Raw genomic sequence first — 24,341 nt, 5'->3', positions numbered from 1 at the left:
GCGCAGGAAATATTCCCTATTCACTACTTGGTAGAAATGACTACCTTAACTAACATATTCAGCTACTTTATTTCTACCTGCTCTTTTGGCTCCAGTATACATAGCACGATCTGCATGTCGTACGAGTGATATAGCGTCTTCTGCATCATAAGGAGCCATTGCCACACCAATGCTCGCAGTTATAAATACAGAAATTGTTGAATTTGTACTTTGTAATGTTTGTTCAATGTCAAAGGGAGTGTTCGCAATCAACAATCTCACTTCTTCTGCAATATTCATGGTTTGTTTCTTATCATGATCTTTTAATAAGATCACAAATTCTTCACCACCATATCTTGCAATTGTTCCTTTATGTCGAAAGGCTTTTAAAAGACGATGTGATAGCTGAATAAGTACTTCATTCCCTGCATGATGTCCATATGTATCATTCACTGCTTTAAAATGATCGATATCTAATAAAATCAGTGACAGTGTTTGCATTTTCTGTTGCTTAAGTTCAATAAAGTTTTGTTCAAGTGTTGCTTCTAAATAACGATAATTATAAAGACCTGTTAATGAGCAATGCTCACTTTGTCTTTTTGTTTCTTGATAATTCTTCGCGTTTTCAACCGCTACTCCTAAGTAGGCTGATAATAAATCAATGATCATAAGCTGAGCCTTGTCAAATGCATATTTCTTATTTGATGCTAATATCACGATCCCAATTAACTCTTGATTTCTCATAACAGGGACAGCAATTACGCTTTCTACTGAATGAGGTAATTGAGATTGTTGAATATGCCTCCATTGTTTCCGAGTATGAAATAATACGCTTTGCCTCATGACATAGACATGTCCAGAAAGTCCTCGATCAGGTGATTTTGGTTCTTCAACATTTATATCTATTGCCCCATTTTCATATTTTCTCACTATTTTTATTTTATCGTTTTCATTAACATCTATAATATAAGCTGCATCTAAAGGTATCATTGCAGTGACTCTATCCATAAAGATATCAAGGACATTTTTAATATTTAATCGGCCTGTTAATTGGTGTCCAATTTCACTTGCACGTTGCAAATAATGGTTGATTTGTTGTGTTTTATAATAAAGAGTTAAAATAATAGATAACGCTAATAATGGAGTTCCAATAAAGATTATCGCTTCAATACCCACTTCAAGATACAGAAAATAAAGGGCTATCCCGATTGGGAAAATGATCAGTGAGGTGAAGAATTCCCATAAAAAGCTTCTAGTTAAAATATTGAATTTCTTTTTATAGATTAAAAATTGCAAAATGTTTAATAATAATTGATTTAATAGAAATACAGTTAATTCGTAGGAAATAATGGCTGAGAGGAAGGAATCACTAAATATTATTCGTCCATGTGATCCACCTACCATGTAGTAAACAATTGCTCCACCTATTGAAACAAAAGAAAATAACAATGAGTTTAGAGGGTATCGAAACAAATCCTTAACACTTATGCGTACTTTAAGAAGTAACACAATGACAGCAATTTGAGTTAAAATCATTTCGATAAACACACCAAAGTAAAGAAAAACCACTAATGAAACACCTTGTACATAAAATACAGGTGTTTCATTGATGATGATCGGCCAAAACGAAACAAGACACATCAATAGTAAAAATGATAATATATCAATTTCTAAACCGTTAAATGTTGGAGGCGCAAGTTGATAAGCAATCCATAACAAAACAGGAGTAATAGTAATCCAGCATAACCATAGTGCTACCTGTATTTTCTTGTTCAAAGTGACGCCTCCTAGTTCTATAATTCTATTTCAATATCATATTCCTTTATTTTAGCAAATTTTCTAACTTTTGTCATATTGTTATTTTAGTTATTTTGTGATACAAAATCACTTTTTCTTCATGTACTCACGTATGCTAGAGATAAAGTATAGAGATCCGGTTATTAAAATTAGATCTTCTTTATTTTTATAAACATCTAGCATTTTCTCTATCGCTTGGCTCCATGAAGCAGAGTTACTTTTTTCATTAAAATCACATACTGAAAAAAGTTCTTCAGAAGAAGCCGCTCTAGGAAAATCAAAGGTTGTAAAGCAAATGGACGTTGCAATACTTGTTAATCTATTAATCATCTCAGCATACTCTTTATCTTTAAGTGCACTGTAAAGGATGTGGATTTTTTGATTAGGATAGTGTCTTTTAACAGTGTTAATTAATGATTCGATCCCTTCTTTATTGTGAGCCCCATCAATGATCACTTTAGGATTATTATAAATTTGTTCAAATCTCCCCATCCAAAATGCCTTACCTATCCCTTTAGATATTTGCTCAGCATTTAGTGAGGTTTTTTCTTGATGATTTAAATAATCAACAGCAGCAATGGCCAATGCCGCATTTTTTATTTGATGCTGCCCTTTCATCATAATTGAAAGGTGATCATATTTTTTATGAGCTGTTTTCATTGTGAACAATTCACCTTTTTCATGATGAGCACTACTTAAAATTTGAAAATCTTGTCCAATTTTTAACAAAGGAGCTTGTTTTTCTTCAGCAGTTTTTGTTAACACAGCAAGTACTTCCTCGTTTTCTGCTCCAGTTAAAACAGGGATTCCCTGTTTAATTATCCCTGCTTTTTCAGCAGCAATCTCAGAGATCGTACTGCCAAGTATATTCATATGATCATAACCAACATTAGTAATAATCGATAAAATTGGCGTCACTATATTGGTAGAATCTAATCTTCCACCTAATCCCGTTTCAAGCAACAAAAAGTCAGGTTGATGATATTTTCCAAAATATAGAAACATCATTGTTGTAATAATTTCAAATTCCGTAGGACCACCAAGATCTGTTTCTTCTGCTTGATCAACAAAAGGCTTAACATCATTTGCAAGTTGTAGCATTTCTTGATCTGAAATTGGTTTGCCATTCACACTAATTCTTTCATTAAATGTTTCAATATAAGGTGATGTAAAGGTACCAACATCATAGCCTGCTTCTGTTAGCATGTGCAGCATATAAGAGATTGTTGAACCTTTACCATTTGTACCTGCAACATGGATGATCGGAATGTTTTTTTCTGGAAAATCCATTTTCTCAAGAAGCCATTCCATTCTTTTCAATCCTGGCTTCACACCAAATTTCAAGCGACCATGAATCCAATTCAATGCTTCTTGATAAGTAGTAAACATAAGTATATCTCCTTCAACTTGAGCTTGGGTAGCAGTTCTACGTAAAGATTTAATTATTCTCTCTTACTTAAAAACTCGGGTGTGCTAAGCACAACCCGAGTAACTCATTTATCCTTTTAACTCTTTAATCCTTGATAAAACAATTTCTCGTTTTTCAATATAATCATTTTCTTTAGCTTTTTCTTCCTCTATAACTTTATCAGGAGCTTTCTTTAAAAAGCCCTCGTTACCTAATTTTTTCTGAACTCGTTCTACTTCTTTATCAAGCTTTTCACGTTCTTTTTCTAAACGTTTAATTTCTTCTTCAATATTTATTAATCCTTCTATCGGTAAAATAATCTCTGCACCTGTCACAACAGCTGACATTGATTTTTCACTTGTTGAAATATCTGTAGCAATATCCAATGAGCTTGTGTTACAGAATCTTTCTACATAAGCACGATTATCTTCAAGCTGTGTTACTACACTATTATCTTTTGCTTTAATTTTCATTGGAATTTGTTTACTCATTGGTGTATTCACTTCAGCACGAATATTACGAACTGCTCGAATTACTTCAACTAAAAGCTTCATTTCAACGATTGATTTATCATCTGAGAGTTCGCTATTAACTGTTGGCCATGATGCTACAGTTATTGATTCACCTTCATGTGGTAGTGATTGCCAAATTTCCTCAGTAATAAATGGCATGAATGGGTGAAGCAATCTCATCGTAGAATCTAGAACATAAGCCAATACAGATCGAGTTGTCTTTTTCGCACCTTCATCTTCTCCGTATAATGAAAGCTTTGCCATCTCAATGTACCAATCACAGAAGTCATCCCAAATGAAGTTATAAAGTAAACGACCGATTTCTCCAAACTCGTATCGATCAGCAAGCTTTGTTACATTTTCAATCGTCTCGTTCAGACGAGTTAAAATCCATTTATCTGCAACCGATTTTTTGCCTGTTAAATCAATTTCTTCAAATGTTAAACCATTCATATTCATAAGTGCAAAACGAGATGCATTCCAGATTTTATTGGCAAAGTTCCACGTTGATTCTACTTTTTCATAGCTAAATCGTAGATCCTGACCTGGAGAGCTTCCTGTTGATAAGAAGAAGCGAAGAGAGTCTGCTCCATACTGATCAATTACTTCCATTGGATCAACACCATTGCCTAATGATTTACTCATTTTACGTCCTTGCTCATCACGCACAAGACCATGAATTAATACATCTTTAAAAGGACGTTGTTCTGTAAATTCTAGTCCTTGGAAAATCATACGAGATACCCAGAAGAAAATAATATCGTACCCTGTTACTAACACATCAGTTGGATAATAGCGCTTGAAATCAGCAGATTCAACATCAGGCCAACCCATTGTTGAAAAAGGCCATAAAGCTGAACTGAACCATGTGTCTAATACATCATTATCTTGATCCCAGTTTTCAATATCTGCTGGTGGTTCTTGATTTACATACACTTCTCCTGTTTCTTTATGATACCAAGCTGGAATACGGTGACCCCACCATAGTTGACGTGATATACACCAATCGCGGATATTTTCCATCCAGCGTAAATATGTTTTTTCAAAACGATCTGGAACAAAATTAACTTTATCTTCCTCTTTTTGAAGGTTTATTGCTTTATCTGCTAATGGCTGCATTTTAACAAACCATTGTGTTGAAAGATAAGGTTCAACAACTGCACCACTTCGTTCACTATGACCAACAGAATGCATATGCTCTTCAATTTTAAATAACACTTCTTGCTTTTGAAGATCTTTCACAATTTTTTTGCGACACTCAAAACGGTCTAGCCCTTTATATATCCCTGCTTTATCGTTCATTGAGCCATCTTCATTCATTACAAGAACACGCTCTAGATTATGGCGATTTCCAATTTCAAAATCATTCGGATCATGTGCAGGAGTAATTTTAACAGCTCCTGATCCAAATTCCATATCTACATAATCATCACCAACGATTGGAATTTCTCTTCCTACGATTGGTAACAGTACTTTTTTACCTATTAAATGCTTGTAACGTTCGTCTTCAGGGTGAACCGCTACAGCCGTATCACCAAGCATTGTCTCAGGACGTGTTGTCGCAATTTCAATAGAGCCTGTTCCATCTGCTAACGGATAACGCATATGGTAAAAGGCACCTTGAACATCTTTATAAATAACTTCAATATCAGAAAGTGCTGTTTTCGTTTGTGGATCCCAGTTGATTATATATTCTCCGCGATAAATAAGATCTTTCTTATATAAATTAACGAAAACCTCACGGACAGCTTTTGATAATCCTTCATCTAAAGTAAATCTTTCACGTGAATAATCTAAGCCAAGACCAACCTTTGACCATTGCTCACGAATATGTCCAGCATATTCTTCTTTCCACTTCCACGTTTCTTCAATGAATTTCTCACGTCCTAAATCATAACGTGAAACACCTTCTTCACGAAGCTTAGCTTCTACCTTGGCTTGAGTTGCAATCCCCGCATGATCCATTCCTGGAAGCCATAACACATCATAGCCTTGCATTCTTTTCATGCGTGTCACAATATCTTGTAGCGTCGTATCCCACGCATGCCCTAGATGAAGCTTGCCTGTTACGTTTGGTGGTGGAATCACAACTGTATAAGGCTTTTTCGTTTCATCACCTGTTGCTTCGAAATATTTACCTTCTAACCAAAACGAATAGCGATTTTTTTCTATAGCATTTGGATCATACTTTGTTGGCAGTGATAATTGTTGTTCATTGTTCTCCATTTTGTTTCCTCCTTATAACTGAGTATTATTTATGTACGATATTTGACACTGTTATCACTTATTGTTGACCTCTTTAGAATATAGATTCCCATAGGATCAACAGTCAGTTTTAAACAGTAGCAGAAAAAATAAAAACTCCTTCCATCCATAAAAGGACGAAGGAGAATATTTTCGTGGTACCACCTTTTTTTACAGACTATAACCAAATAAAACTAGGGTCTTTTCCATAGTCTATACACTCAACAAAATAACGGTTCTTACCGGCTTCTTCTACTATGATTTCAAAGAAACAACTCCTGGGCGACATTCCAATACCTAATCTTAAGAAATCTTCCAGCAAATGATTTCTCTCTCTGTAAAGTTATGGTGACTGTACTCTTCCCAATCTTCGTTTATTCAATATGTAATTATTCTTCACTTTATATATTACTAAACATTCCTTTTTTTCGTCAATATCTTTGCCATTTTTATCTTTTTTCATACAGGCACATGTCACGATTATGATGCATAATTTATCTTAAGTTTATATTTGTGATCTTACTTATCATTTTTAAGAGTGAGCGGTTATTTCTATAAATTGAGGCTTTTGTAATGAGGAGGGGTTGAATGAAGCGACGTTTTAATCCTTACACACTTCCACCATGGGTAAGGCAAGTAAGAGGAGTAGGTGTTCAGATTATTATTCCTTTAACGATCTTTCAAGGTATTCGTACAGTTTTCTTTCCAACGTCATTTGATGTACTACTATTAGGTTTATTAATTGTTTTGGCTATTGCTCTTCGATACGAGTGGCTATAAGAAATACATTTAACATAGAGGCTTACTCATTTAAAAGAGTAAACCTCTGCTTTCTTTAGTACTGTTCATGCATTTTACGTGAAACGTTCACTTAGATGTGTCACTAGTATTTTTCTCTTACTGCTTATGTTAAGCGAATACTTATAAATAGAATTAAAAACAATTTATAGTAAACTACTGTTCTTGAGTTTGTTCAGCTTCTAATTTACGCTTTTCCTCTATTTCAGAAACCTTCATCACGAAATACTCAATGTTTTTGAATTGCCAGTACGATCTAACCAATTGTTTATTATGTTCTAACTCAGTTGATTTACTTTTTGGAGAGTAGGATTTAATAAGACGACAAATGCGCTCTGGATAAGATAAATAACTTAAAAAGAGAAGCATTTCTTCATCTGTATAAGGATAACTTTTTTGATACGTATAAAACCAGTTCACACAATCATCACTTGGTATGGGATACGTTTTTGCTGTTCTATTGATGAAAAACAGAAAATCATCAATTGGTGCTGCATATTTGGAATTCTCAAAATTTGTTAAGTATCCATTTCCCTCACCATCATATAGAAAATGGCGTGCCGAGATTTTCCCATGTGTTAAAACCATTCTAGAAGAATCTTTTTCTTGCATCTTTTCATACCATTCTGTAAGCTTTTTCTTCGAGAAATCAATCGCTCTACTCACTTCAATAAAATATGTGACTGCTTGTAATTCAAAAGGTGAGAGATATAATTTCTGTTCACACTCTTCAACAAATGATTCATAATAAAGCTTCGTTTCATCGAGATGTTTTTCAAAGGATTCAAAATGCCCTGCTGCGGCCTCATTAGATAGTTTTATTTCCTTTTCTGTTCGTCTATGAAGTTCAGCAACTTCTTTGAATAAATATTGATGCCTTGCATCTCGTTCTTCTTCCGTTTCATTCGTTAACCATGGCATTAGGTAATAATAATCACCATTCATTTGAGAAATTGATTGATTTGAGCGATTTTTGACTAATGGTACATATTTAGAATATTTTTGTTGATCCAAAATGGAAAATGATTCAAGAAAGTAAGGATTTATATTTTTTGATAATTTCTTTAAAACATATGATCCATTATCTGTATAAACTTTAACCGCTCTTTTACTGATTTCTTTCGAATACTCTAAATTTAGATCATATTGTTTTAGTAACGGAGCGATTCCTTCAACTTGTATAGGCAACTCTATAGCACCTCCAATCAACTCAATTGATTAATGAAAAAAACAGCTGAGGTAGTATTTGCCCCATGCTGTTTCTTCGATTTATTTACTAGTGGAATAAGCGGGAATATAAAGGATTTGTCCTTCATAAACATCTTGATCTGCACGAAATTCATTTACTCTTAAAATTTGCTGCACCGTAATATCATAGCGTTTACTTATGAGCTCAATGGTATCACCTTGTTGCACAATGCACATTTTCACTCGTGAGAAATCTTCCTCTTCATCATCTCTCGCAAATAAACTCGTTAAATAATGGGCATCTTTCGGATTTGTCTCATCTCTTCCTTCATCATCTTCTTCATTTTTTGATTCTAATGAAGCGTCTTCTGTTTTAGAAAAGAATGAATATTGTACCTCTTTCGGCTCTTCTTCTTCCTCTTGAGCTTCTTTTCTAACTTCTACTACAAACGGATCATAAAGGTCCTCTTGTTGTTCTTCTTGATCTTCGTTACCATTCATTTCTTCCTCTTGCTCAGCATTCTCAACAGCTAATGTGATCTCTTCAGCATCACTAGTATCTTCATCTTTAGGTGAACTAAGTTGTTCAACTTCAGTATGAACTTCTTCAAGAACTCGGTCTTCTTTCACCTCTGTTTCTTCTAGTTGAAGTGTAGAGAATTTGTCCAAGTCTTGTTCACTTGTTGATTCTTTATAAAATGATGAAAATGGAGATACACTCTCTTCTTCATTTACTTGTTGCGTTGTTGTTTCTACAGCAAAATTTGGAGGTGGTGGTTGTTGCCCTCTGTATAAAGCTTCAAATGCTTCCTCTTCTTCTGGTCTTTCGACTTCATTAGAAATTTGCTCTATTTGCCCATCTGAAATTCCACTTATTGATAAATCGGCAACCAGCTTCAAACATTTGTATTCTGGTAATTCATAATCAAAGGATTCGATTGAGACATACACCTCTTCTAATTGTTCAATCCGATTTCTAGGAATTGTAATATCAACAGGGAATCGATGGTTTAAAACACTCACTCCATCTTCGCGTGTTGATACCTCATTCACATACCGAACATTTGCATATTCAAATTGCTCCTTCGTACTCGCGTCATTATCTATTTTGTATTCTCCCGTAAGTTGCAAGGCACCTCGAATTGAAATGTACTGATCATGTTCATGAATTGAAATATCAGGATCTAATGAAATCGATAAAAGTTCAGATACTTCCTGTCCTTTTTGAAACCAAACTGATTCTTCTACAGAGAAACGTAGCTGCTGTTCCTGTGACAAAAGAATTCCTCCTTTCAAATAGCCTAGTAAATTACTATGACAATACAGATGTATGTATGAAAACAGAAAAATATGATTGATTTATTATGCAATTATTGATTAGTAACTACATTTTTAGATAAAGAAGATTGTTGTGGCATGCTATTAGGAGAATAATATGAGTTAGATGAGTAACTGATACCAACTATTTTTATTTGTTACTTTATTTTTGTGAGCCTGATTTTTTATATGATTGACTAATTCTTTATTTCGTTAGGACTCGACCACCTTTTGAGCTTCATGAATTGGATGACAACCTTTAGTCTTCACTTTCCACTTCCTTATGGTCCTCATCAACGCTATGACGACCATTAAGCTTGCATGTTCCTTTCCTTATGGGCTTCATCAACACTATTACGCCCTTTAACCTTTGACCTCCTACCCATTCCTTATGCGCTAAATCAAATCTCACCAAATCAATTCTATGCACACCATAATAAATACCCCCTCTTTTTCCAAACTCGCTCTTAAGTCCCGGCATATGTATATAAAACCAAAACAAAAAGCGTGAATCCCTCTAATAAGGATCCACGCAATATTTTTCTTTAGGCTGTTTCCATAAACTTTGTTGCTTTTTAATACTTGCTGGAAACAGCACTATATAAAGTCTAGTGGCATCTTTTCTTCATAAATTAGTACCCTTATAGTGAAAAAACACTGTCTTCACTCCGAATTTTGGTTACATAGCAACAATCGTTCAGAAAAGAGCCTTTATTTAAGAGAAGCAAATGATTTTCTAGCGGCTTCAATTGTGTTTTGAATATCTTCATCAGTATGTACTGTTGAAAGAAATAAACCTTCAAATTGAGATGGAGGAAGGAAAACACCTTCGTTAGCCATACTTCGATAATATTGGGCAAAATAGTCTAGATTTGCTGTTTTAGCTTTTTCATAATTTGTTACGTCTTCATTTGTAAAGAAAAAGCCTATCATTGATCCAGCACGATTAATCGTATGTGGAATCTCGTATTCAGCAGCAGCTTGTGATAGTCCTTTTTCTAGAAGATCTGCTTTCCGTTGAAACTCTTTGTATGAATCTTTCGTTAACAGCTTTAATGTTTCATATCCTGCTGTCATCGCTAGTGGATTGCCTGATAAAGTTCCTGCTTGATAAATTGGACCACTTGGAGCAATTTGTTGCATGATTTCAGCTTTACCACCGTAGGCACCTACAGGTAAGCCACCACCAATAACTTTCCCAAGGCAAGTGATGTCAGGTGTAACACCGTAAAAACCTTGAGCACAACCATAATCAACTCTAAAGCCTGTCATTACTTCATCAAAGATTAACAAGGAACCATATTCTTCTGTCACTGAACGTAAGCCTTCTAAAAAGCCTGGCTGTGGAGGAACAACCCCCATATTACCAGCAACAGGTTCTACAATTACACCCGCAATATCTTCACCGAATTGTTCAAAAGCATAGCGAATGCTTTCAAGATCATTGTAAGGTACAGTAATCGTATTTTTGGCAATACCTTCTGGAACACCAGGACTATCAGGTAATCCTAATGTTGCAACTCCTGAACCGGCTTTAATTAATAAAGAGTCACCATGACCATGATAACAACCTTCAAACTTGATGATTTTATTTCTCCCAGTAAATCCTCTTGCTAAGCGTAAGGCGCTCATTGTTGCCTCTGTACCAGAGCTTACCATACGAACGACTTCAATCGATGGTACGCGATCTATAACAAGCTTGGCTAATTCATTTTCAATTAACGTTGGTGCACCAAAGCTTGTACCTGACTCAACAATTTTTTTAATGGCTTCTACAACAGTATCATTAGAATGTCCATGAATAAGTGGTCCCCATGATAATACATAATCGATATATTCATTACCATCAATATCAAAGATTTTTGACCCTTTTCCACGCTCCATAAAAATAGGATTCATACCTACTGATTTGAAAGCTCGCACAGGACTATTTACGCCTCCAGGCATTAATGCTTGAGCCTCTTTAAACGCCTTTTCGCTATTCGCATAACTTCTCATTAGACTTCCCCTTTCTTACATCTGAATGTTTCAACGTTTACAATTGATCTTCTTTTAACCAACGTGCTACATCTTTTGCAAAATAAGTAATTACTAAATCTACACCTGCACGCTTCATCCCGATTAGCATTTCCATAACGATGGCTTTTTCGTCTACCCAGCCATTTTGAGCTGCTGCTTTTATCATTGAATATTCTCCACTTACGTTATAAGCAACAACAGGTGCATTAAAGTTATTTTTCACATCACGAATGATATCTAAATAAGCTAAAGCTGGTTTAACAATTAAGAAATCTGCACCTTCTTCAAGATCTGATTGTGCTTCTCTTAAAGCTTCCTCACGATTGGCAGGATCCATTTGATATGTTTTACGATCACCAAATTGAGGGGTACTATGTGCTGCATCACGGAAAGGACCATAAAATGCACTCGCATATTTAACAGCGTACGACATAATTGGAATATGCTCAAAACCTGCTTCATCTAATCCATAACGAATTGCTGCCACAAAGCCGTCCATCATATTTGAAGGTGCAATAATATCAGCACCCGCTTTTGCTTGACTAACTGCTGTTCGAGCTAACAAATCCAAAGTAGGGTCATTTAATATTTTTCCATTCTCCACAATCCCACAATGTCCATGGTCTGTATATTGACATAAACACGTATCAGCAACAACTACCAGTTCTGGAAAGGCATCCTTTACCTGTCTTGTTGCACGTTGAACAATTCCATTATCATGATATGCTTGTGTGCCGACTTCATCTTTTTCGTCAGGAACACCAAACAAGATAATTGATTTAATTCCTAATGAAACAATGTCTTCTATCTCTGCATTCAATAAATCTAGTGATAAATGGTAAACACCTGGCATTGAAGGTACTTCCTTTTTCTTACTTTCACCTTCAATAACAAAGATCGGATATATAAAATCCTCTGCTCTTAGATGTGTTTCTCTTAGAATTGATCTCATACTATCACTATTACGTAAACGGCGATGTCTTGTAAATTCGATATTCATTTGAAATCCTCCCTTATTTATCTTCAAGTTGTATCATTAGCTTTACCATATCATCTGTTGTATAAGAATCAGGCATATAACCTTTAAAACCATACCCTTTAAGTGTTTCATTCGTAATAGGTCCAATACATATAAAGGTTAGTTTTTTTAAATGGGTAAGTAATTCTTCTTGATTAAGTACCTTCATAAAACTATCAACCGTTGAAGAACTTGTAAACGTGATATAATCCAGTTCATCATTTGATAAAAAATGTTGTAGTTTATGTGCTTCTGTTTCATTATGTAATGTTTTATAAACAACTAAATCTGTCACTTTAAAACCTTTTCTTGTTAACTCTGATACAAGAGTGGGTCGAGCTAAGTTTCCACGTATCACAAGTATGTTAGAACTGTTAGGAAGGTTCGTAGATAGACTTTCTGCTAATTTCTCTGCAACAAATTCCTCTGGAACGATAGAGACAGATAAACCTATTTTTTTCATTTGCTCACTTGTTTTTCTACCAACTGAAGCAGCAGTTAAATGACTTAGTTGATCATAAGACATATCGAATTTATCCAGATACCCTTTGAAAAAAGTGACACCATTTGCACTGGTAAATACAATACAGTCATAATCCTTAATATTATCAAGTGTTTGTGAGATATCAACTTCATTCTCATCGTTTGCTTCTATTTGAAGAAGAGGGGCAGAAATAGCTACTCCACCCGATTCTTCAATTTTTTTAATAAATCCTTCAACTTGAGACTTTGCTCGTGTAATTAATACTCGCTTCCCTTGTAAAGGATCTACACTTTTCATTATTGATCTAGCTCCTCTTTTACTCGGTCAATTAATTCTTTTGCACCTTGCTTTGTCAAAGCTTCAGCAACTTGCTTGCCCAGTTCTTCAGGATTTGCACCTGCAATATGTTGCTTATATAACTCTTTTCCATCTGGTGAAGCAATTAAACCAGTAAAGGAAACTTCATCATTTTCTTTCACAGTTGCGTAGCCTGCAATCGGTACTTGACATCCACCTTCCATTTTAGTTAAGAAGGTTCTCTCTGCCGTTACAGCTAGCTTTGTTTGATGATCCGTTAACTTTCCTAATAAGTTCAATAACTCTTCGTCATTTTCACGACACTCAATTGCTAGTGCCCCTTGACCTACTGCAGGTAAACATGTCTCAGGCTCAAGAAATTCTGTGACAACATCTTTACTCCAACCCATTCTAGATAAACCAGCTGCCGCCAAAATAATTGCATCATAATCTTCTGTTTTTAACTTATCAAGTCGTGTATCTATATTTCCACGAATCCACTTAATTTCCAGGTCAGGTCGCTCGATCAATAGTTGCGCACTTCGTCTTAAGCTACTCGTTCCGATAATTGCACCTGAAGGAAGATCTGATAGCTTTTGATGATTTTTTGAAATCAATACATCACGGTGATCTTCTCTTTTTGGAATACAACCAATTGTTAAACCATCTGGAAGAATTCCAGGCATATCTTTCATACTATGAACGGCCATATCAATATCACCATCAATCATTGCCTGCTCAATTTCTTTTACAAATAAACCTTTTCCACCGACCTTTGATAAAGTGACATCTAAGATTCGATCACCCTTTGTCACGATTTCCTTGATTTCAAACTCAAAAGGTAAACCAAATGCTTTTAATTGATTAATTACCCAATTTGTTTGCGTTAAAGCTAATTTACTACGTCTAGAACCAATGACAATTTTACGCATGTTTTCCTCCTACTTTATCCGAAGATATCTTTATGAATTCCAAATGTGAAATCTTGATAAACTACCAAATAAGAAAAAATTAATTAATAACACAAGAAAAGCCGCTATATTCATTAACGCTACTGATCTACCTTGTAATTCTCTAACAATTCGAATATATAAGTAAGCGCTATAAGTAAGTAACACCATAAAGGAACCAAGTATTTTTGCATCGTACCAATGGAAGTTTACCACTTTGATATACGCCCAGATAATGCCTAAAATCAGGCTTAATAAGAGCATCGGTACTCCAATGACATTTAATACATATGACATATGATCAAGCTTTGATAAATCCTCAATACGAAGAAGACGTTTTCCCCATTTTTTCTTTTTTAATAAATCATATTGAATTGTATATAAAATAGAAAAAACAAAAGACAGAGAAAAAGCTCCATAAGATAGAATGGCCATGGTGATATGTATTAATAGTAACTCTGACACTAACTGACTAGATACTGCTGCAGACTCATATTGAGCTGGTGCAAAAGTGTGTATAGCCATCATGATAAATCCAATGATATTTGTAAAAAAGATAATAAATTCAGCTCGAAGAAATTTGTTTAATACAACAGAAAGGGTGACAAGGACCCAGGTGTAAAAATATAGCCCTTCAAACATATTTAGAACTGGAAATCTTCCTGTTTCAAACATACGAGCAAATAAAAAAATTGTTTGCAAAAGCCAAACAATAGAAAGTAACCAGAAGGCAGCACGATTCGCCTTCCGGTTATTATTTAGAAAATCTATAAAATATAAAAGTACACATAATGCATAAAGAATGATGGTAACTTCATTAATTCTAGTCAAACTCATTTCCATAATGAAAGGTCCTTTCACTTACGATTGAAGTGAAGCACGATAATCGATCATCTGCTCATTAGATCTTAATGATTGCTTTTCCAATCTTTCTTTAGCCGTTTGTTCTTCAACATCCTCTTCAATGTTAAATATCTTTTTGAAAAGTTCCAATGATTCTTGAGCGTTTGGTTCAGCAGAAAGTTCCTTTACTTTCACAATAGGATCTTTAAGCAATTGATTGATGATGCTTTTCGTATGCTTATTCAGCACTTTTCTTTCACGATCAGTTAAGTTTGGCATTTTACGTTCAATGCTTTCCATTGTTTCTGCTTGAACGCTAAGTGCTTTATTACGAAGAGCTGCAATAACTGGAACAACACCTAATGTGTTTATCCATTGTTTAAATTGAACAATTTCTTCCTCAATCATTAGCTCTATTTTCTCTGCAGCTACTTTACGTTCTTGAAGATTTGCTTCAACAATTCCTTGAAGGTCATCAATATCATAAAGGAAAACACTATCTAATTCTGCTAACTTTGGATCTAAATCCCTTGGTACAGCAATATCAACCATAAATAATGGTTTGCCTTTTCTCATTTTCTCAACATGAGTCACCATTTCCTTTGTAATCACAAAGTCCTTTGCTCCTGTTGAACTGATAAGAATGTCCGCTTCAATCAAACCACATTGTAGTTCATTCATGCTTTTTGCGTTTCCGTCAAAACGATTCGCAAGCTCTTCAGCTTTTTGTAACGTCCTATTCATAACGGTTACTTTTCCAACACCGCTACCATGTAAATTTTGAGCAGCTAGCTCGCCCATTTTTCCTGCACCTAAAATCAAGACATGCTTAGAACGTAAATCACCAAAGATTTTCTTTGCTAACTCAACAGCTGCATAGCTAACAGATACTGCATTTGCTCCTATATCAGTTTCTGAGTGAGAACGTTTAGCTAACGTAATAACTTGCTTGAATAATTGGTTGAAAATTGTACCGACTGTTTGATGTTCTTGTGCTAGTAAAAAGCTAGATCTTACCTGTCCTAGTATTTGTGTTTCACCTAGAATCATGGAATCTAACCCACAAGCAACTTTACATAAGTGATCTAGTGCACCATCTTGTTCAAAAATCGTTAGATATGGTGTAATCTCATCTTTATCTATACCGAACCAATCAGCTAAGAATGCCTTAATATAGTAACGACCAGTGTGTAGCTGATCAACTACAGCATATAGCTCCGTTCGATTACATGTAGAAACAATCACATTTTCAAGTACACTTTTTTGCTTCTTTAACTGTTTCATCGCAACTGCAAGCTCATCTGGTTGAAAATTAAGCTTCTCGCGAATTTCAACAGGGGCAGTTTTATAGTTTAACCCGACAACAAGTATATGCATTCCCTTTTACACCCCCACATACAAGGATCTCTATTAATAGTATAACATCTTATGCTTTAAACTCTGTTAAAAAATGTGAACAGTGTTTGAAACTATATGATAAAATATGTTTGTTATTTAAAAGTTGTAGATAGAACATTCTTATTATACTTTCTACAAACTAAGACAAATTCCTCATACTTCTCAAAGAGTACAATAACAAAAATTAACGTATTAATCAAGCTAATGGCTCGGATCAATATTTCAGTTAATCTTATTTTTAACCTAATCATTTTCCTTGAGGTGTTCTATGAAAAATCAAACTTTGTTACCAGCAATCATTCTTTTCGCAATTGGTATTTTTTATTCTATCCAAAATTTTAATATCCATTTGTTTAATTTCCAAAATAGCTGGCAAATATTATTAATTTTACTAGGCTTAGCATTCTTCATCAGTGGGCATTTCTCTCAAGATTATACCGTAATCTTACCAGCAGTTATTTTAACAGGACTTGGAGTTCATTTCATCTATTATAACAAGCTCTCTTCATGGCCAGATCACCCGGCAGCATTTTTGTTTATATTAGCTTTAGGAATAATCTTAACATCAATAAAAGGGAAAACTGGTTATGTTCAAGGAGTAACCTTGTTGGCAATTGGCCTGTTTCTCCATTTCTTCCAAAAAATAATAGAGTCAATTACATTCATCCAAAATTTTGACTCTTTTATTGAGAAGTATTGGCCACTTTTATTTATCCTCATTGGTGCTTACTTATTATTAATGAAAAAACGTAAGAGATAGTGCAAAATAAGAAAAAGTGCATGTGCCTATTTTGGAGCTAGACACATGCACTTTATACAAATGAGGCTGGGACATAATTAAAGAGTCATACAAAAAGACGCATAAATCTTAATTCAATTAAGCTGAAAGAAACAAGTTCGTTCCATTGCGCTGCAGACACTCCATTCGCCGGGGAGGAAGCTGAGCCTCCTCGACGCGAAGCGCCTGTGGGGTCTCAGCCTTTCCTCAATTCTAAGTAGGTGCCCGAGTGTCTTCCGCTACATTCCACTCTAGTTCTTAAAAATAGTATAAAAAATCAAAAAAACTATTGAAGAAGGCAAATAAAACCCGAACTATTAGGCGTATGTTTAATTGACATATCACCTAATAATTCGGGTTTATCTTTAGCTTAAATACTTATGTCCCAACCTCTATGAAATATAATGTTCAATAATTTTCCAAACCTCAGCTTTACCTTGACCAGTTTCAGATGAAAACAATACAAATGAATCTGACTTATCCATGTCTAGAGTTTCTTTAATAACTTTAGCATGTTTTTGCCATTTGCCTTTAGGTATTTTATCTGCTTTTGTTGCAACAATGATTGTTGGAATCTCATACTGCTTTAAGAAATGATACATTAATACATCATCTTTTGATGGTGGATGTCGAACATCTATTAAGAGCACAACAGCTCTAAGCTGCTCTCGTGTCGTAATATAGGTTTCAATCATTTTCCCCCATGCTTCACGCTCTGTTTTACTTACCTTTGCATATCCATAACCAGGAACATCAACAAAATGGAGAATTTCATTTATGATATAAAAATTCAATGTTTGTGTTTTACCAGGTTTAGATGATGTTCTAGCAAGATTTTTCCTCGCAAGAATCTTATTGATAAAAGATGATTTCCCAACATTTGATCGACCTGCTAATGCAATTTCCGGGATATTTTCAGCCGGATACTGAGCTGGTTTTACAGCACTAATAACAATTTCTGAACTTGTAACCTTCATTATTTCTCCTCTGCCAACGCATGTTTTAACACTTCATCTAAATGTGACACAAGTACAAAGGTTAGTTCATTACGTACACTTTCAGGAATGTCATCTAAATCTTTCTCATTATCCTTTGGTGCAATAATTTTTGTTAACCCTGCACGATGTGCGCTTAGCGTTTTTTCCTTTAATCCGCCAATTGGAAGAACTCTTCCACGTAACGTTATTTCCCCTGTCATTCCTACTTCTTTTCGAACAGGTCTACCTGTTAATGCTGAAATAAGAGCTGTGGCCATTGTTATCCCGGCTGATGGACCATCTTTTGGAACCGCACCTTCTGGAACATGAACATGGATATCATTTTTCTCATGAAAATCACGGTCAATATGAAGCTCTTCTGCACGAGATCGAATATAACTAAAAGCGGCTTGTGCTGATTCTTTCATTACATCACCGAGCTTACCAGTCAAAATCAATTTCCCTTTACCAGGTGAAACTGACACTTCTATTGATAAAGTGTCTCCCCCGACAGTTGTATATGCTAATCCTGTAGCCACACCGATTTGGTCTTCAAGTTCAGCTTGTCCATATCTAAATTGTTTTTTACCAAGAAAGTCCTCGATGTTTTTGTCAGTAACAACAATCTTCTTTCGCTCTTGTTTTACTACGAGTTTTGCCGCTTTTCGACAAACAGCTGCTAATTTACGCTCTAACCCTCGAACTCCTGCTTCTCTTGTAAAATAACGAATCATACTTTGGATCGCATCTTCGCGTATTTGTAAATTAGATTTTTTTAGTCCATGATCTTCTAATTGTCTTGGAAGAAGATGGTCTTTCGCTATATGAACTTTTTCTAGCTCTGTGTAACCTGCGATATTAATAATTTCCATTCGATCACGCAAAGGACCTGGTATTGTCGCTAAATTATTGGCTGTTGCAATAAACATCACTTTTGAAAGATCATATGTTTCTTCTATATAGTGATCACTGAAATTATGGTTTTGTTCAGGATCTAACACCTCAAGTAATGCTGAAGAAGGATCTCCTCTAAAATCACTCGACATTTTATCAATTTCATCTAAAAGGAATACTGGATTAATGGTTCCAGCTTTTTTCATTCCTTGAATAATTCTTCCAGGCATGGCTCCGACATATGTTCGACGGTGTCCGCGGATTTCAGATTCATCTCTTACTCCACCTAGAGAAATTCTGACGAAGTTACGATTTAATGATTTCGCAATTGATCGTGCTAGAGATGTTTTACCAACCCCAGGAGGTCCTGCTAAACATAGAATAGGACCTTTTAGTGAATTTGTAAGCTGTTGAACAGCTAAATACTCAATCACGCGATCTTTTACTTTTTCTAACCCATAGTGATCTTCATTAAGAATATTCTCTGCAATATTAACATCAAGACGGTCTTCTGTTGCGTTAGTCCATGGTAGGGAAAGTAGCCATTCTATATAATTGCGAATTACCGCACTTTCAGCAGAGCTTGATGGAACTTTTTCATAACGATCAAGCTCTTTTAAAGCAAGCGCTTTTACATGGTCTGGCATCCCAGCTTCTTCAATTTTTTCTGAAAGTGTAGAAACTTCTCCAAGTTTCCCTTCCTTTTCACCAAGTTCTTTTTGAATAGCTTTCATTTGCTCACGCAAATAGTATTCTTTTTGTGTTCGTTCCATTGAACGCTTCACACGCTGACCAATCTTTTTTTCAAGCTGAAGAACTTCTTTTTCATTATGAATAATTGAGATCACTTTATTCAATCTTTCTTTTACATCAAGTGTTTCTAAAACCTCTTGCTTTTCTTTAAGCTTAAGAGGTAAGTGAGAAGAAATGATATCTGCCATACGACCTGGTTCATTAATATCTGAAACAGTTGCATATGTTTCTGCAGATACCTTTTTCGAAAGCTTTATGTATTGTTCAAAGTATTCCAACATTGTTCTCATTAAAGCTTCTTCTTCGACACCTTTTTCCTCAGGATCTTTATGCATGGTTATTTCTACAGAATAGTGGTTCTCTTCTTCGACAAAACGCTCTATTTCTCCACGTTCAATTCCTTCTACTAAAACTCGGATTGTCCCATTAGGTAATTTAAGCATTTGCTTAATCTTCGTTAATGTACCTATTTCATAGATATCATCTTCTTGTGGCTCATCTATCGAAATCTCTTTTTGTGTCGTTAAAAAGATTATATGATCTTCCATCATCGCTTTTTCTAACGCCTGTACAGACTTATCTCTCCCTACATCAAGATGCAATACCATCGTCGGATAGACTAATAAGCCTCTTAACGGAAGAAGTGGGACGATTTGAGTAGTTGATTTCGCCATGCGTTTACACCTCCATGACATATTAATTAGTTATTGTTCAATTCTATCCTATTCTATTTCAAGTGTCTATTTGTAACAACTTTTCAATCAATTCCATACGTAGTATACCCTATTCCTCACATTTGAAAAAGGAAATGTAAAAATCATTTTTAAAATAAGCAGTTTGTCGTTAACATTGTTGCTTTAAGAATCCTATTAGAGACAACTAAAGTCTAAAGGCATCTTTTCTTCTAAAGATTGTACTTTTTATGCGATAAACCATTAGTTACAACAGATAAAAGTGTCGATAAGCATTTTTCAAAAAAGAACCTTTTAAAATAATCATCTAATCAGCAGATTTTTTTCAACTTCTTTAATCCTATATTTGACTTTGTTTAGTGTTCCTTTAACTTTTCTGTTCATATTTATCTTAAGAGATTTGCAAAAGCAGATAAATCCGATTAATTATCAGCATTCTTCACTAAAAACAACCAAAAAACCTACTCTTATTAAACTCGAGTAGGTTTTTTTCATACATCACACAGATTCCTGTTTCGGATAATCTGGAGTGTTTTTTTGAATAATCGGTTCCACTTTTTCTGTTGGTGGATTAACAAGTGCGATATCAAACACTTCTTGTAAATTAGTGACTGGAATAATGTTAATTCCTTGAATTTCTTTCAAAATCGATTGCATGTTTTCTTGAGGAATGATAACTGTTTCGACTCCAGCCTTTTTTGCCGCCTTAATTTTAGGAATAACTCCGCCGATTGGCTTTACATTTCCATGGATACTTATTTCTCCTGTCATTGCCACTTTATTATTGATGGCAATTCGATGTATGGCAGAAAAGATCCCTGTTGCCATTGCAATTCCTGCTGAAGGCCCATCAATCGGTGTTCCACCTGGAAAGTTAACATGGATATCAAAATCACTAGCATTAATTCCCATTGAACGCAATACAGTTATTACATTTTCAATTGAACCTTTTGCCATGCTTTTTCTTCTGATCGACTTTGAACGGTCACCGATACTTTCTTCCTCTACAATTCCGGTAATGTTAATTGTACCTTTATCCTTTTCTGCATTGATAACCGTTACCTCGATTTCAAGCAACGCTCCTGTATTTGGTCCATAAACTGCGAGACCATTAACTAAGCCAACCTTTGCTTTTTCATTTATTTTCCGATCATATCTAGGCGTAAGCTGACTTGAATTGATAACCCATTCAATATCTTCAACTGAAATACTGGCACGATCTTCTGATAATGCTATACCTGTTGCAATTTGCATTAAGTTCACAACTTCTCTTCCATTTCGTACATATGATGTTAATAAATCAATACCCTCATCAGATACATTCATTTCCACCTTATCAGCCGCTTTTTTTGCAATTATTTTTAGTTCATCTTGCTCTAGTTCCCTAAAAAATACTTCTAGACATCTTGACCGAATAGCTGGTGGAATTTCATTTGGAGTTCTTGTTGTTGCACCAATCAACCTAAAATCTGCAGGTAAGCCATTTTTAAAAATATCATGAATATGTGTTGGGATTTGAGTGTTTTCTTCATTATAATAAGCACTTTCAAGAAAAACTTTGCGATCTTCTAAAACCTTTAACAGCTTATTCATTTGTATAGGATGAAGTTCACCAATTTCATCAATGAATAGTACACCACCGTGTGCATGAGTTACTGCACCTTGCTTTGGTTGAGGAATACCTGCCTGCCCCATTGCACCTGCTCCTTGATAAATTGGATCATGTACCGAGCCAATAAGCGGGTCAGCAATTCCTCTTTCATCAAATCTTGCAGTTGTGGCATCTAACTCCACAAAAACAGCATTATTCTTAAATGGTGATCGTTGATTTCTTTTCGCTTCTTCTAATACAAGTCTGGCAGCAGCCGTTTTACCTACACCTGGTGGTCCATACACTATAACGTGCTGTGGATTTGCGCTACATAGGGCTGCTTGTAACGATCGTATACCATCTTGTTGCCCAACAATATCGTCAAAACTATTGGGTCTTACTTTCTCAGCTAAAGGTTCTGTTAGCTTTATTGCTCTCATCTTTCTCAGCTGTTCCATTTCCTTTTTTGACTCACGATCGATCGAGACTTTTTGAGTCCGCTGATTTTTTAATAAGTTCCAAAAATACATCCCTATAATAATCCCAAAAAACAATTGAATAAACAAAGCAATACTTGTCCAACTCATTGTCGTCCCTCCTACTAAGATGTCTAATTACCGCTAAGGTGAATAAAAAAATCAACTTTACATAAAACTTCGCTTATAAAAAAAATCTTTTAAAAGGCTCTTTTCGTAAACTATGTAGCAAAGAAAATTTCCAGAAAAGGTTAATTTACGTTACAAAAAAGGTCATTTCTTTTTATCAACCCTAAAAATTCAGTACGTAAGATCTAATAGACTCATACTTCATGTGTTCAATTCAAAATATAAAAATGTTTATGAAGTTGATAAAGAATTCAAAAGCTGACAAAAGACAAGTGAAACTTTGTCAAGTACAAAATTATATTCAAGCGGTTATTTATAGCTAGTATCTCCTAGCTATGGAAGGATTAAACATCTTTTACGGATTCTATTTAAGGATATACTCTGAATTTCATATCGGTTTTAACATAAATTGTTAAATGTTGAAAATTTCATTTCCTAACTCCCACTCCATTTAAACACAAAAAAGGAAGCTGATATTTTCAGCTTCCTTTTTATGTATTCATCTTAAGCAGATGTTTTCTTATCTTCTTGAATGACAGTTCCATCATTTAAGACAAGTTTAGGTGGCATTTCGCCTTTTACTGCTTCGTCAGTGATGATTGTCTTAACAATATCATCTCTTGATGGTAAATCGAACATCATATCAAGCATGATTCCTTCAATGATGGATCGAAGACCACGAGCACCTGTTTTTCTCTCAATTGCTTTTTTAGCAATTTCTAATAATGCACCATCTTCAAATTCTAGTTCCACACCATCTAAATCAAGCATTTTTTGATATTGCTTAACTAGAGCATTTTTTGGCTTTGTTAAAATTTCAACTAAAGCCTCTTCATCTAGTGGTTCTAAGCTTGCAATAACAGGTAAACGCCCGATAAACTCTGGAATTAGACCAAACTTTAATAAGTCTTCAGGTAATACCTGAGAAAGAAGCGCTTTTTTATCTAAATCTGCATTTTTGTTCTCAGATCCAAAACCTATTACTTTTCTGCCTAGGCGACGTTTGATGATTTGTTCAATTCCATCAAATGCTCCACCACAGATAAATAAAATGTTTGTTGTATCAATTTGAATAAATTCTTGATGTGGATGTTTTCTTCCACCTTGAGGTGGAACACTTGCAACAGTACCCTCAAGAATTTTCAATAAAGCTTGCTGAACCCCTTCACCTGAAACATCACGTGTGATGGAAGGGTTCTCTGATTTACGTGCAACTTTATCGATTTCATCGATGTATATAATACCTTTTTCAGCTTTTTCAACATCATAGTCAGCAGCTTGAATTAACTTCAGTAAAATGTTTTCTACATCTTCACCAACATAACCTGCTTCAGTTAAAGAAGTTGCATCTGCAATAGCAAACGGTACATTTAATATACGAGCTAACGTTTGAGCAAGTAATGTTTTACCACTACCAGTTGGCCCGATCATAGAGATATTACTTTTTGATAACTCAACATCATCAATTTTGCTATTAGAATTTATTCTTTTATAATGATTGTAAACAGCAACTGCTAAAGATTTCTTAGCATTATCTTGACCGATAACATATTCATCAAGAATATCATTGATTTCCTTTGGTTTTGGAACATCTTTAAATTCTACTTCTTCTTCTGTACCAAGCTCTTCTTCTACGATCTCTGTGCAAAGTTCAATACACTCATCACATATATATACTCCAGGTCCAGCTACTAATTTTCGAACCTGATCTTGAGTTTTACCACAAAACGAACATTTTAGTTGTCCTTTTTCGTCGTTAAATTTAAACATTGTTTCACCCCTTATATCTTTATCTCAAT

The 24,341-nt window shown here is 34.9% G+C and carries 17 protein-coding genes and 1 other annotated feature; of the genes, 2 read left to right on the top strand and 15 right to left on the bottom strand.

Features of this window, described 5'->3' with window-relative positions; genetic code table 11:
• Positions 1 to 45 precede the first annotated feature (45 nt).
• The 3 genes from LC076_RS06905 to LC076_RS06895 all read right to left on the bottom strand — a co-directional run bounded on the left by LC076_RS06905 (position 46) and on the right by LC076_RS06895 (position 5,922).
• The gene (locus LC076_RS06905) at positions 46 to 1,755 is read right to left on the bottom strand and encodes a sensor domain-containing diguanylate cyclase (RefSeq protein WP_226667178.1); all 1,710 of its coding nucleotides are present in this window, start codon (positions 1,753 to 1,755) and stop codon (positions 46 to 48) included.
• A gap of 108 nt (positions 1,756 to 1,863) precedes the next feature.
• Positions 1,864 to 3,165, bottom strand: coding sequence for a bifunctional folylpolyglutamate synthase/dihydrofolate synthase (locus tag LC076_RS06900; RefSeq protein WP_226667176.1), 1,302 nt, complete (start codon positions 3,163 to 3,165; stop codon positions 1,864 to 1,866).
• Between the two features lie 108 nt (positions 3,166 to 3,273).
• Positions 3,274 to 5,922, bottom strand: a complete 2,649-nt coding sequence (locus tag LC076_RS06895; RefSeq protein WP_226667175.1) for a valine--tRNA ligase — start codon at positions 5,920 to 5,922, stop codon at positions 3,274 to 3,276.
• A 148-nt stretch (positions 5,923 to 6,070) separates the two neighbouring features.
• Positions 6,071 to 6,320: a binding site (T-box leader), on the bottom strand.
• 208 nt (positions 6,321 to 6,528) lie between these two features.
• Here LC076_RS06895 and LC076_RS06890 point away from each other — a divergent pair.
• A complete protein-coding gene (locus LC076_RS06890) occupies positions 6,529 to 6,720 on the top strand; it encodes a hypothetical protein (RefSeq protein ID WP_226667172.1) in 192 nt (63 codons plus the stop codon).
• Positions 6,721 to 6,894: 174 nt separating this feature from the next.
• Here LC076_RS06890 and ysxE read toward each other — a convergent pair whose 3' ends face one another.
• From ysxE to hemA, 8 genes are all read right to left on the bottom strand, one after another.
• A complete protein-coding gene (gene ysxE, locus LC076_RS06885; protein WP_226667170.1) occupies positions 6,895 to 7,926 on the bottom strand; it encodes a spore coat protein YsxE in 1,032 nt (343 codons plus the stop codon).
• An 81-nt stretch (positions 7,927 to 8,007) separates the two neighbouring features.
• Positions 8,008 to 9,204: a stage VI sporulation protein D gene (spoVID, locus tag LC076_RS06880; RefSeq protein ID WP_226667169.1), complete on the bottom strand. Its 1,197-nt coding sequence runs from the start codon at positions 9,202 to 9,204 to the stop codon at positions 8,008 to 8,010.
• Positions 9,205 to 9,954: 750 nt separating this feature from the next.
• Positions 9,955 to 11,241, bottom strand: a complete 1,287-nt coding sequence (gene hemL / locus LC076_RS06875; protein WP_226667168.1) for a glutamate-1-semialdehyde 2,1-aminomutase — start codon at positions 11,239 to 11,241, stop codon at positions 9,955 to 9,957.
• A 37-nt stretch (positions 11,242 to 11,278) separates the two neighbouring features.
• Positions 11,279 to 12,262, bottom strand: a complete 984-nt coding sequence (gene hemB / locus LC076_RS06870) for a porphobilinogen synthase (RefSeq protein WP_226667167.1) — start codon at positions 12,260 to 12,262, stop codon at positions 11,279 to 11,281.
• Between the two features lie 13 nt (positions 12,263 to 12,275).
• Positions 12,276 to 13,061 carry a uroporphyrinogen-III synthase gene (locus LC076_RS06865; RefSeq protein WP_226667165.1) on the bottom strand — a complete coding sequence of 262 codons (786 nt, stop codon included), beginning with the start codon at positions 13,059 to 13,061 and terminating at the stop codon, positions 12,276 to 12,278.
• Entirely contained in the window at positions 13,061 to 13,993 is a 933-nt protein-coding gene (hemC, locus tag LC076_RS06860) for a hydroxymethylbilane synthase (protein WP_226667164.1), read from the bottom strand. Before hemC ends, LC076_RS06865 begins: the two co-directional genes overlap by 1 nt.
• A gap of 30 nt (positions 13,994 to 14,023) precedes the next feature.
• Positions 14,024 to 14,857 carry an inner membrane protein YpjD gene (locus LC076_RS06855; RefSeq protein ID WP_226667420.1) on the bottom strand — a complete coding sequence of 278 codons (834 nt, stop codon included), beginning with the start codon at positions 14,855 to 14,857 and terminating at the stop codon, positions 14,024 to 14,026.
• Positions 14,858 to 14,872: 15 nt separating this feature from the next.
• Positions 14,873 to 16,231, bottom strand: coding sequence for a glutamyl-tRNA reductase (gene hemA / locus LC076_RS06850; RefSeq protein WP_226667163.1), 1,359 nt, complete (start codon positions 16,229 to 16,231; stop codon positions 14,873 to 14,875).
• Between the two features lie 289 nt (positions 16,232 to 16,520).
• On the opposite strand from hemA, the gene LC076_RS06845 reads away from it, so the two are divergent.
• Positions 16,521 to 17,012 (top strand): LiaI-LiaF-like domain-containing protein, encoded by a 492-nt coding sequence (locus LC076_RS06845; protein WP_226667162.1) that lies wholly within the window; start codon positions 16,521 to 16,523, stop codon positions 17,010 to 17,012.
• A 410-nt stretch (positions 17,013 to 17,422) separates the two neighbouring features.
• On the opposite strand, the gene yihA is transcribed toward LC076_RS06845, so the two are convergent.
• From yihA to clpX, 4 genes are all read right to left on the bottom strand, one after another.
• Positions 17,423 to 18,007: a ribosome biogenesis GTP-binding protein YihA/YsxC gene (gene yihA, locus LC076_RS06840; protein WP_226667160.1), complete on the bottom strand. Its 585-nt coding sequence runs from the start codon at positions 18,005 to 18,007 to the stop codon at positions 17,423 to 17,425.
• The gene (gene lon / locus LC076_RS06835; RefSeq protein WP_226667159.1) at positions 18,007 to 20,328 is read right to left on the bottom strand and encodes an endopeptidase La; all 2,322 of its coding nucleotides are present in this window, start codon (positions 20,326 to 20,328) and stop codon (positions 18,007 to 18,009) included. Before lon ends, yihA begins: the two co-directional genes overlap by 1 nt.
• 516 nt (positions 20,329 to 20,844) lie before the next feature.
• Positions 20,845 to 22,524, bottom strand: a complete 1,680-nt coding sequence (lonB, locus tag LC076_RS06830) for an ATP-dependent protease LonB (RefSeq protein ID WP_226667158.1) — start codon at positions 22,522 to 22,524, stop codon at positions 20,845 to 20,847.
• A 522-nt stretch (positions 22,525 to 23,046) separates the two neighbouring features.
• Positions 23,047 to 24,312: an ATP-dependent protease ATP-binding subunit ClpX gene (clpX, locus tag LC076_RS06825; protein ID WP_226667157.1), complete on the bottom strand. Its 1,266-nt coding sequence runs from the start codon at positions 24,310 to 24,312 to the stop codon at positions 23,047 to 23,049.
• Positions 24,313 to 24,341 lie beyond the last annotated feature (29 nt).

Origin of the sequence: Metabacillus litoralis (assembly GCF_020524045.1) — a bacterium.
GTDB lineage: Bacteria > Bacillota > Bacilli > Bacillales > Bacillaceae > Metabacillus > Metabacillus litoralis_C.
Note: the sequence above shows the minus strand (reverse complement) of the source record. Positions and strands in the feature narration are given on the sequence as shown.